11 protein-coding genes and 1 other annotated feature are annotated in these 10,980 nt (G+C 40.0%); of the genes, 5 read left to right on the forward strand and 6 right to left on the reverse strand.

What is annotated here, in order from left to right:
• The first annotated feature begins 96 nt into the window (after window positions 1-96).
• On the forward strand, window positions 97-708 hold the full coding sequence (locus JZO70_RS18650; protein ID WP_207675194.1) for a TetR/AcrR family transcriptional regulator: 612 nt from the start codon (window positions 97-99) through the stop codon (window positions 706-708).
• 48 nt (window positions 709-756) lie between these two features.
• Here the strand turns inward: JZO70_RS18650 and JZO70_RS18655 are convergent, their stop codons facing one another.
• The 4 genes from JZO70_RS18655 to JZO70_RS18670 all read right to left on the reverse strand — a co-directional run bounded on the left by JZO70_RS18655 (window position 757) and on the right by JZO70_RS18670 (window position 3,051).
• Window positions 757-1,236, reverse strand: coding sequence for an MGMT family protein (locus JZO70_RS18655; RefSeq protein WP_207675195.1), 480 nt, complete (start codon window positions 1,234-1,236; stop codon window positions 757-759).
• Window positions 1,226-1,780 carry a CDP-alcohol phosphatidyltransferase family protein gene (locus JZO70_RS18660; RefSeq protein WP_207675196.1) on the reverse strand — a complete coding sequence of 185 codons (555 nt, stop codon included), beginning with the start codon at window positions 1,778-1,780 and terminating at the stop codon, window positions 1,226-1,228. The genes JZO70_RS18655 and JZO70_RS18660 overlap by 11 nt, the downstream gene beginning before the upstream one ends.
• Window positions 1,781-1,847: 67 nt before the next feature.
• A complete protein-coding gene (locus JZO70_RS18665) occupies window positions 1,848-2,762 on the reverse strand; it encodes a LacI family DNA-binding transcriptional regulator (protein WP_207675197.1) in 915 nt (304 codons plus the stop codon).
• A complete protein-coding gene (locus JZO70_RS18670) occupies window positions 2,737-3,051 on the reverse strand; it encodes a hypothetical protein (RefSeq protein WP_207675198.1) in 315 nt (104 codons plus the stop codon). The genes JZO70_RS18665 and JZO70_RS18670 overlap by 26 nt, the downstream gene beginning before the upstream one ends.
• A 325-nt stretch (window positions 3,052-3,376) precedes the next feature.
• Here JZO70_RS18670 and JZO70_RS18675 point away from each other — a divergent pair, with 325 nt between their 5' ends.
• From JZO70_RS18675 to JZO70_RS18685, 3 genes are all read left to right on the forward strand, one after another.
• Complete coding sequence (locus JZO70_RS18675; protein ID WP_207675199.1) at window positions 3,377-4,234, forward strand: DUF368 domain-containing protein; 858 nt, start codon at window positions 3,377-3,379, stop codon at window positions 4,232-4,234.
• A gap of 313 nt (window positions 4,235-4,547) precedes the next feature.
• Window positions 4,548-5,987: a proline--tRNA ligase gene (gene proS, locus JZO70_RS18680; RefSeq protein WP_207675200.1), complete on the forward strand. Its 1,440-nt coding sequence runs from the start codon at window positions 4,548-4,550 to the stop codon at window positions 5,985-5,987.
• Between the two features lie 205 nt (window positions 5,988-6,192).
• Window positions 6,193-7,155, forward strand: coding sequence for a D-2-hydroxyacid dehydrogenase (locus JZO70_RS18685; RefSeq protein ID WP_207675201.1), 963 nt, complete (start codon window positions 6,193-6,195; stop codon window positions 7,153-7,155).
• Window positions 7,156-7,215: 60 nt separating this feature from the next.
• Here JZO70_RS18685 and JZO70_RS18690 read toward each other — a convergent pair whose 3' ends face one another.
• Together JZO70_RS18690 and JZO70_RS18695 are read right to left on the reverse strand one after the other, a co-directional pair.
• Entirely contained in the window at window positions 7,216-8,151 is a 936-nt protein-coding gene (locus JZO70_RS18690; RefSeq protein WP_207675202.1) for an aldo/keto reductase, read from the reverse strand.
• A gap of 157 nt (window positions 8,152-8,308) precedes the next feature.
• Entirely contained in the window at window positions 8,309-9,244 is a 936-nt protein-coding gene (locus tag JZO70_RS18695; RefSeq protein ID WP_207675203.1) for an aldo/keto reductase, read from the reverse strand.
• Between the two features lie 127 nt (window positions 9,245-9,371).
• Window positions 9,372-9,574: a binding site (T-box leader), on the forward strand.
• Window positions 9,575-9,623: 49 nt separating this feature from the next.
• Between JZO70_RS18695 and hisS the strand changes: the two genes are divergently transcribed.
• The gene (gene hisS, locus JZO70_RS18700; protein WP_207675204.1) at window positions 9,624-10,922 is read left to right on the forward strand and encodes a histidine--tRNA ligase; all 1,299 of its coding nucleotides are present in this window, start codon (window positions 9,624-9,626) and stop codon (window positions 10,920-10,922) included.
• The last annotated feature ends 58 nt before the right edge of the window (window positions 10,923-10,980 follow it).

Below are 10,980 nucleotides of genomic sequence, written 5' to 3' on the forward strand. Positions count from 1 at the left end.
CAACAAAAATAAACAGAGTGTTTAAAAATGTGACAGAAATCGACAAGTTGTTGAAAAATTGAACAGATAGAAGAAAATTGTGGAGGGAAAACGAATATGTCCAACAAAACAGATCGAACGAAAACCCATATTGTAACGATTTTTTTTGAAATGATGGATGAAATCGGGTTTGAAAAAATCACCGTTGCCAGCTTATCCAAGCGGGCTAAAATTAACCGTGGGACATTCTATAACTACTTTCCAGATAAGTATGCGATTATCGAAGAGGTGGAAGAGGAGATGTACACCAACTTTGAAAAAGTGATGAGAGAACATATAGGTGTAGCTGTAACAAGTAAAATCGATCAGTATGGTCGAAAGAATGTTGGGTTGTTTTTCAAAGAAGCCTCGGAGAAGTTGATGATGTTCTTATATCAACGTAAGGAGCTGGCTCAAATTTTAGTTGGTAAAAATGGCCGCCCCCATTTCATTGAACGGTTGGAACGATTGTACATTGAAACGGTTCAGGAGAAGTTGGAAGTAATTCCACACGAAATTACAGAAAGCGAAAAGCTGCAGCAGGAATTTATTTATTACGGAGTGATAGCGGTTGTTAAACGCTGGCTGCGGACAGGAGCAAAACAATCACCAGAAGAGGTTGCAAAAATTCTTGCCAAATGCATGACCGTGGCGCCTATTACTATTTTTGAGGAAATTGAAACAAGATAAAAAAAGCCTTTAAGGACTGCTAAAGCTTAGCGGTCCTTAAAGACTAATCTAGTCCAACTCAAATAATACATCTTTGTAATCTTCCACATAATAACGCAAATTTTTTCTTCCCCGCTGGATAATAGTATGTCCTTCGTTTTCCAGCTTAGCCTTTTGCGCTTCGACTCCACCAGGATATTTTGGGTTTAGCTCGCCATTGGTTTTGAGAGTCCGCCAATAAGGAGTAGAATTCGTTGAGCGCTGTTCGTCGGCCCAAGCAGCAATCGAAATAAAAATCCCAGCAGTCATTGGTTCAGTAAAATCAGCGTCATTTTTCTTAGCGAGATAGTCTCTGATTTCAGTGACCGTTAGAATTTTTCCTTCAGGAACTCGTTTCATTATCTCATCATAAACTAGTGGTGGAGCGAAAAACATTCTGTCCCCACCGTAACGCTGGATCGTTTTAGGATCAGTTACTCGTTGCATTTTCGGCATGTCTCGATTATCCTGCAGCATCGCGTTAAAATCTTTTTTTGCTTCATTTGCCATTAGCTGACCTCCTCGTCATATGAAAGAGTGATGGACAATTTAGATCCAAATCTTTTGAAAGCAGCACAATACATAATTCCTCCGAAGCAGAAAAAACAGCAATTACTATGATCAACGGTCCCCAGATATTCAAAGGACTAGTGACATATAGCAACGGCACTAAAAATAGCAGCAGACCAGTCAATTTGTTTAGCCTAGTGTGAAAACTGGTCCATTGACGATAGCGCGCAAAGCCGATGCTGTAGGTGACTAATCGTATCAGCAGCACCATTCCTGCTGAATAAAGCAGCCACTTAGGAAACCAAAGGACCCAAAGCAGCCTTCCGCCAGCAATAAGCAAAAAGATAGCATCAGCGATTGTATCCAATTTTGTTCCAAGCGTGCTGGTCCAATTCATTTTGCGGGCAATCAAACCATCCACCATGTCACTGATGCCGCACAGACTGTAAATAATCAAAAATAGAAGGCTAAGTGGTTTAACCAATAATAAAATCAGCGAAAGAATGATCCGACAGATAGTTAGGATATTAGGAATCTTGTTCATGGCAAGCTCCTTTCATTCAGTATAAAGAAAAGACCAATCATTTTCCAATAGAAAATGATTGGCTTGATTAGCGTCGGATTAACTTATAGGGCAGACAAATTTTTTCCTGTGTTCCTTGATAAAAAAGCTGAAAGGCTTGTCGCCCGCAATCCTTCAGATGATGATCAATAGAAGAAAAATTCATCACTTCACTGATTAAGAGATTTTCCCGACCCACTATTTTGGGAGTAGGATAGTTCCTTAAAATGACCGCAGCAACTTCATCTCCATTAGCGAGAATGCCGTCAACTTTTCTTTCAGCAAAAAAGGTAGCTGCCTGCAGACCATCCTCAGCTGAAAAACAATCCCAAAAAATATTATCGGCATCAAAATCGGGGAACACCTTGCGACTAAGCCGTTCAATCAATACCGAATCTTGGCTGATTTTTTTACTTCGCCCCAAGGTAATGCCTAATTTTTTAATTCCTTGCTCCTTCAAATAAAGGAGGGCTTCGTAAAGGGAAGATTCCAAATCGATAAAAACGCAACTGGCATTTTCTAGGTTAACATCTTGGCAAAAAATGATTGGACCATAGGCTAAGTACTCCTCATAAAATTGGGGCTTATTAGCCATGGTAGTAATAATCAGCCCGTCAAATTCTTTAGCAGCAAATTGATCCAGGTACTGCTGTTCTAATGCTGGGTCATAATTAGTTGGCAGCAAAGTAATCTTGTAAGAATGAAGAAAGGCTTCCTTAATGATGCCGCTTAACAGCTGGTCGTAATATGCGTGGTTAGTAAAAGGCAATATAACTCCAACATTTTTCGTTTTTCCATGACTCAAATTTTGAGCGGTTTTATTAGGAATGTAGTTCAGCTCTTTCATAACCGCTAATACTCTCTGACGCTTTTCTTCTTTAATATAGGGATATTCATTGATCACTCTTGAAATGGTAGAAACTGAATAACCGGTTTTCTTAGCTATATCGCGGATATTTGCCATAATTGATTACCTCGTTTGTTAAGGATAATTGGTTATGCAAGTCAGTAATAATTGCTGGCCCGCTTTCAAATATGGCGAACTGTTCGTCTTCATATGAAAATATGATCCGTTTGCCGCCGTAATATTGATCCTCCCCTAAGTATGAAACCTTGGATAAATCAATCACTCGTTTAAGAGGTTTCCATAATCCAGCTGATCGGGTAATGATTAAGCAATTATTTTTTACTTGGAGAAATGCATAAAACAATGTTTCTTTTCCGTCTTTTTGAATTTTAACATAAGTTCGCATGATAATTCCTCCTTGATTTTCATCTTAGTTTTTTGAAGCAATTTTCTATCTAAATGAAGTGTACGGTATGAAACGAGTTTCAATGCAAGCCTTTTGTTCAGAATAACTATAAAACTTTGTTGGGAAATTTTCCGGGGACTATAATCTTTCATGCTGGATGATGGGATAAGAAGGATTGTCCAGTTAGTAGGTTTAAAAGATTTCGCCAATTTTTGCAGCAATAAATACAAAATTTACGATAAAGCTGACTAAACTCCTTGCCACAGCATTTCTTTATCGGTACACTAGTTGAGGTAGAAATACGAAAGTTGAGGAGAAAAAGACGATGGAAAACAAAAAAATAACGAAACAGTCGAAAAGTGACTGGATCTTGCGTTTTGTTAAGGGAATGTTTATTGGATCTGGCTTTATTTTGCCGGGTGTCAGCGGGGGAGCCTTGGCAGCTGTTTTTGGTATTTATGAACGAATTATTTCATTTTTAGCTCACATCACTAAGAACTTTAAAGAAAATGTTTTGTTCTTTATTCCAGTTGGACTGGGTGGTTTGACGGGGGTATTTCTATTATCCTTTGCAGTAAGTTTTTTGCTGGGAGAATTTGAAACGATTATCCTGTGGTTCTTTGTTGGTTGTATTATCGGAACTGTTCCAGCGTTATGGAATGAAGCAGGTAAGCACGGACGTTCCAACAAGGATATCATCATTTTAGTGATCAGCTTTATTGTTGGATTTCTATTTTTATGGCAAGGTTCAGGCTTGTTCGGCGAAGTGGATCAAAACTTCTTTACTTGGATGATTGCCGGTGGGTTGATCGGATTAGGCCTGATTGTACCAGGATTAAGTCCTTCTAACTTTTTAGTCTATATGGGTATGTATAAGGCGATGGCTGATGGCTTTAAGAGTTTGGATATGAGTGTGATTTTCCCTATCGGTATCGGCGGATTGGTCACTGTATTAAGCTTGTCAAAAGTGATGGATTGGATTTTCAATCGTTATTTTGCCCCGATGTTCCACTTTATTTTAGGGATTGTTTTCGCTTCGACCATTATGATTGTTCCTACTGACTACAGCGGTATCGGTATCTTAGGTTATCTCGGTTGTGCCGTGTTATGTTTCTTAGGAGCAGCGCTAGGCTGGTGGATGAGCCGCTTAGAGGAACGTTACAAACCGGAAGAAGAAATTTAGAGAAAAAGCAAAATTATGCTTGCAATTTTTTAAATAACCCTTTAACATGTTAGTAAGCATTCGAACTAGTAATAAATTTTCAAGACTGCAGAGAGTTGATTCACCGGCTGAAAGATCAACGCGTCCACTGAAGTTTATGAACCTATCGAAGATGATTGCTGTGATAAGCAGCACGTATCTCCAGCGTTAAGGGAGCTGAAGTTGGGTCAACAAAGTTTGGCCAAGCAAGGTGGTACCGCGAAATTATCCGTTTCGTCCTTACATATTGTAGGGATGGAGCGGTTTTTTTATTACATTTTAGGAGGATGCATAGATGTCAAATTTACAAAAAGAAGATTTTTCAAAGTGGTATTTACAGACTATACAAAAAGCTGATTTAATGGATTACTCTCCAGTTCGTGGGTGTATTATTTTCAAACCAGACGGCTACGAATTATGGGAACACATTCAAGAAGACTTCAACAAATTCTTGCGATCTGAAGATATCCGCAACGTGTATTTCCCTATGTTGATTCCTAAGCATTTCTTGGAAAAAGAAGAAGAACACGTGGAAGGATTCGCACCAGAATTACCTTGGTTAACTAGAGTTGGCGACGAAGAATTAGAAGAACCATACGCACTGCGTCCAACCTCTGAAACCTTAATCGGGGATGCTTTTTCTAACTGGATTAACTCTTACCGGGATCTTCCATTAGAAATCAACCAATGGGCGAACGTTTTCCGCTGGGAAAAGAAAACTATGCCATTCTTGCGTACCTCAGAATTCTTGTGGCAAGAAGGACATACTGCTCACGAAACAGAAGAAAATGCTCGTGCACGGACAATGAGTGCCTTAGAAGCTTATGCGGATTTGATTGAAAATACCTTAGCTATTCCAGTTTACCGGGGACAAAAAACTCCGTCAGAACGTTTTGCCGGAGCAGTTGATACGTATTCAGTCGAAGCAATGATGCGTGACGGTAAAGCCGTCCAAGCAGGAACGTCTCATTACCTTGGCAACAACTTCGCACAAGCTTTTGATATTAAATTCTTGAACCGCAACAATGAACATGAACACGTGTATACCACTTCTTGGGGTATTTCAACTCGTTTAATCGGTTCATTAATCATGGTTCATGGAGACGAAAAAGGGCTAGTAATGCCGCCAAAAGTTGCGCCAACACAAGTAATTCTAATTCCAGTTGGTCCATGGCAAAAGAACCCAGCTATTCTTGATAAGCTGAAAGAACTGCAAGCTACTTTAAGAGCAAAAGGCTTGCGTGTACGGATCGATGAAACTGATAATTCACCTGGCTACAAATTCAACGAATGGGAACTTAAAGGTGCACCATTACGTATTGAATTTGGACCACGCGATTTGGAAAACAACCAAGTAGTCGTAAAAATGCGCGATTTAGATGATAAAGAAACAGTTGCATTAGACGATCTTGAAGCATACATTACCGAAGCAATGGATGTTATGCAAAAACGTCTGTACGAAAGTGCTGCCGCTCGTTACAAAGAAAACGAGCATTACGATATTGATACCTTAGATCAGTTGAAAGAGCATATTGCCAAATCGAAAGAAGAAGGCGAAGTCCCAGGATTTGTTTTAATCGGTTGGGATGGTACAGAAGAAACCGAAGCGAAAATCAAAGAAGAGACTGGCTTTACAACCCGTAACATTCCATTCAATCCACCTGTTGAAAAAGAAGTGGACATTGTTAGTGGAAAACCTGCGAAACACACCGTATGGATCGCACGTGCTTATTAGGAAAGATTCTGGAAGGAAGCTGCTTTAAAATATAAAAAACCTTCAATATCTGTTCGAAAAATCAGCCGCAAACAACTAAGTAGACAGTGAGAATATTTTTTACTCCCGCATGAAGCAGACTTCTAACCGGACTTTTAATTGAGAGTTTGAGATAATGATCTTATAAGATTGTTATCTTAAGCTCTTTTTTTAAGGAGGATTTTTTATGAAAATTGTTGTATTAGACGGATATGCTTTAAATCCAGGAGATTTGTCTTGGATGGATTTTGAAAAATTTGGGGAAGTAACGGTCTATGACCGAACTTCTTATACGGACATGGAGGAAATCGTTCAGCGAATCGGCGAAGCTGAAGTGGTCCTTACCAATAAGACACCTATTAACGAAACAATCCTGTCGCAGGTGCCCAACTTACGCTATGTTGGAGTTATCGCTACTGGGTACAACGTTGTAGACATTGAAGCTGCAGCTAAACATGATGTAGTGGTTACCAATATTCCAACGTATGGTACTGATGCTGTAGCCCAGTTTACCTTTGCTTTATTGTTGGAAATTACTAGTCAGGTGGGTTTGCATAATCAATCGGTCCATGCAGGAGAGTGGGAGAACAGCATTGATTTCATGTATACCAAAGTTCCTTTGATGGAGCTGAGGGGAAAAACTTTAGGCTTAATCGGCTACGGAGCAATTGCTCATGCAACTGCTAAGATCGCTCATGCTATGAACATGGAAGTAATATATGCTAATCATCGACCTAAGCCTGCCGAGGAAGAATGGCTAAAGCAAATTCCCTTAGAAGAGCTTTACCAACAAGCTGATATTATTAGCTTGCACATTCCGCAAACAGCAGAAACAACGGGAATGATTAATCAAGCAGCCATTTCACAAATGAAGGATGGCGTAATCCTGATTAATACTGCCAGAGGCGGTTTGTTAGATGAGCAGGCAGTTGCTGATGCGCTAAACAGCGGAAAAATCGCAGCAGCTGGTGTGGATGTTGTGTCAACGGAACCGATTAAAACAGAGAATCCGTTGTTACAGGCAAAAAATTGCTTTATCACTCCCCACATTGCTTGGGCACCAGTAGAAACTCGGGCCCGATTAATGGGAATTGCAGTGGATAATCTGTCTGGCTTCTTAAATGGTGAGACCAAGAATGTTGTAAATTAATCCATTTCTACTATTAATAAAGGCAGCCGGACAAATAAATGTCCAGCTGCCTTTAATCGTTTAACGGAATAATTGATCAATCTTGTCAAAATCTTCTTGTGAAAGCTGCACGTCACAAGCCTTCACATTGGCCTCAACTTGTTCTGGACGCTTAGCTCCAGGAATGACCACGCCCATTACAGGGTGTTTCATATACCAAGCTAGGACTAATTGAGTGACTGTTACTTCATACTGTTCAGCAATTGGCTTTAATGAATCGACTTTACCAATAATTTCTTTAAAGCGTTCACCTTTAAAATCAGGATTCTTACTGCGCAAATCGCTGTCGTCGAAAGTCGCTTCTTTTTCATATTTACCAGTTAACAAGCCAGAATCCAATGGATAGTAAGGAACGAAACTAATTTTTTGTTCTTTCAAATAAGGGAACAACGTATCTTCATGTTCGCGATGGATTAAGCTGTAACGTTCTTCAATCACATCCACATAGCCATCTTGATTGGCTTCCTTTAATTGTTCTAAAGAAAAGTTGGAAACACCGATTGCTTTGATTTTGCCTGCCCGTTTCAATTCATGTAAAGCAGCTACTGCTTCGTTTTTAGGCGTTTCTTCATCAGGAAAATGGATATAGAAAATATCTAAATAGGTTGTTTGCAGGCGTTTTAAGGATTCCTCAACTGCGTTTTTCAAAAATTCTGGAGAATTATTGAAGACACCGCCATTAGCCATATCGTGAGCAGCTTTAGAAGCAATGACTACCTTTGAACGGTCAAACTCTTCTTCTTGAAGAACTTCACCAATTAACTCCTCAGACCGGCCACGGCCGTAAGAAAAAGCCGTATCTAACAAAGTAACGCCATTTCTTAAAGCAGTTCGAACCACTTCTTTGCCGACTTCTTCATCTAAATTAGGGTATAGATTGTGTCCGCCAACTGCGTTTGTTCCAAGACCTAATTTGCTAGCATATACTTCTGATTTTCCAATTTGTACTTCTGTCATTATGCAACGCTCCTTATTGTTTTAATTGATTTAACTGTATTACCCAAAAACAAACTTTGGATAAGTTCTAATTGATTCTAGTGTAAATTAAAATAGTCGAAAAAGCGAGTGTCTCTTAAAAGAAGGTAAAAGAAAAAAACTGAGGAAGACCCCAGTTTTATTTGAAAATTTCATCGATTTTTTTATAATCGTCTTCTGAAAAACGAATATCGACAGCTTTTGCATTGTCTTCTACTTGTTCAGGTCGTTTGGCTCCAGGAATAACCACACTGACAGCTGGATTTTTCATGTACCAAGCTAGGACCAGCTGGGCGACAGTTGCATCATATTTTTCAGCAATCGGACGCAGCAAATCGACTTTTTCTAAAATTTGTTCAAAACGTTCCCCTTTAAAATCAGGATTGTCATCCCGAATATCTGAACTGTCAAAGCTGCTTTCCTTGCTGTATTTCCCAGTTAGCAAACCGGAAGCAAGCGGGAAGAATGGGACGAAACCAATCCGATTTTCTTTTAAATAAGGAAATAGCTCATTTTCAGCATCCCGATGCAATAAACTGTATTCATCTTCTATTACGTCAACGTAACCATCTAGGTTGGCTTCCTTCAGTTGTTCTAGTGAAAAGTTGGAGACACCGATCGCTCGGATTTTTCCAGCTTCCTTCATTTCATGCAATGCAGCCACCGCTTCATTTTTAGGAGTACCTTCGTCTGGAAAGTGAATGTAGAAGATATCGATATAATTAGTTTGCAGACGATGCAATGCATCTTCCACTGCTTGTTTTAAAAAGGCCGGTGAATTATTAAGGGCACCGTCTTTGGAAACATCTTGAGCGGCCTTCGTAGCGATAATTACTCGTGAACGATCATAGGCAGGTTCTTGCAGAACTTCGCCAATCAATTCTTCGGAACGTCCCATACCGTAAGCAAAAGCAGTATCCAACAAAGTAATCCCATTATCTAAGCCGGCACGAACCACTGCTTTTCCTTGTTCTTCATCTAAATTGGGGAATAAATTGTGGCCGCCAACCGCATTTGTTCCTAAACCTAAGTCTGTTGCATACACGCGTGATCTACCAATTCTTACATCTGTCATGAATTCCTCACTCCTTATCTTATGTCATCAGTGTAAGGTGGAAAGCAAAAAAAGTGAAATATCTTGCTTTTTCTTGCCACTTCATCTTGACTTTCTTGCTCATTTTTAGTAGGTTAAAAGATGATAATAAACATCAATGAAAGAAAGAGTAAGCAACGAAGAGGGTGCAGAGAGAATTGCCTAGGCTGTGAGCAATTCCAAATCGAGTTTCTGAAAGACATTCTGGAGATGAGCGGGTGCAAAGCCGCTCCGTTTCGCAAGCGTTAATTGCTAGAGGAAAAAGGCAACTTTTTCAAAGATAGGTGGTACCGCGATTATTTCGCCCTTGTTCAAGCTGAGCAAGGGCTTTTTTACGTCAATCAAGAAAAGAGGCAAAAAAATGAGTTATCAGCGACCAAAAGGCACCAATGATATTTTACCTGGAGAAAGTGAAAAATGGCAGTTTGTAGAAGAGACTGCCCGGATACTATTCGGTGATTATCAGTACCAAGAAATCCGTACACCTATGTTCGAGCACTATGAAGTCATTTCTCGCAGTGTAGGGGACACCACGGATATTGTATCAAAGGAAATGTATGATTTTAGGGATAAAGGAGATCGCCATGTTACTTTGCGCCCTGAAGGAACAGCGCCGATTGTTCGAGCATATGTAGAAAACAAGCTTTTCGGACCTGAACACAAAAAGCCATACAAAGTTTATTACACCGGGCCTATGTTCCGCTACGAGCGTCCGCAAAAAGGGCGACTGCGTCAATTCCACCAAATTGGAATCGAAGCTTTCGGCAGTGAAAATCCAAGCTTAGACGTTGAAATTATGGCGATGGCGATGGACTATTTCAACCAATTAGGCATTCGCCAAATTCGTTTAGTGATCAATTCAATTGGTGACAAAGAAACGCGAGCAGCGTATCGTCAAGCGTTGATTGATTATTTAGAACCTTTTGAAGACCAATTGAGCGAAGATTCCAGACGTCGCTTGCACGAAAATCCTTTGCGGGTTTTAGATAGTAAGGATAAGAAGGATAAACCAATTGTTGTCGACGCACCAAGCATTTTGGATTACTTAAGCGAACCCGCTCAAAAGCACTTCGACGCGGTAACGGCAACGTTGAAGCATTTAGGGATTGATTACGAAATTGATCATCGGATGGTGCGTGGGTTAGATTACTATACTCATACCATTTTTGAAATTATCAGTGATGCTCCTGGAATGGGTGCTCAGTCTACGATTTGCGGCGGAGGCCGTTATGACGGTTTAGTCGAAGAATTAGGCGGACCAACTACACCAGGGTTCGGTTTTGCAATGGGGATTGAACGTATCTTATTAACCTTGGAGCAAGAAGACGTGTTAGTACCTGCCATTAACAACTTGGACGCTTATGTAGTTGGAATTGGTGAAGGCACAAACATGGAAGTTCTGAAAATCGTTCAAGCGATTCGCGGCTTTGGCTACTCAGCTGACCGCGACTTCATGCAACGCAAAGCAAAAGCGCAATTCAAATCTGCTGATAAGCAAGGTGCTAAACTTGTGCTTACTCTAGGCGAAGATGAATTAGAAAAAGGTCAAATCAACGTAAAAGCCTTGGCATCTCACCGTGAAAAAACTTTTTCACTGGAAGAAGTCTATCAACAATTCAATGAAGTCTACGATGAAATGATGACTTTTATTATTGAGTAAACAAGACACAAAACGAAAAACGGACTAATTTTTCTCTTGGGAAAATTAATACATTAAT

Origin of the sequence: Candidatus Enterococcus moelleringii (assembly GCF_017377575.1) — a bacterium.
Classification (GTDB): Bacteria; Bacillota; Bacilli; order Lactobacillales; family Enterococcaceae; genus Enterococcus_A; species Enterococcus_A moelleringii.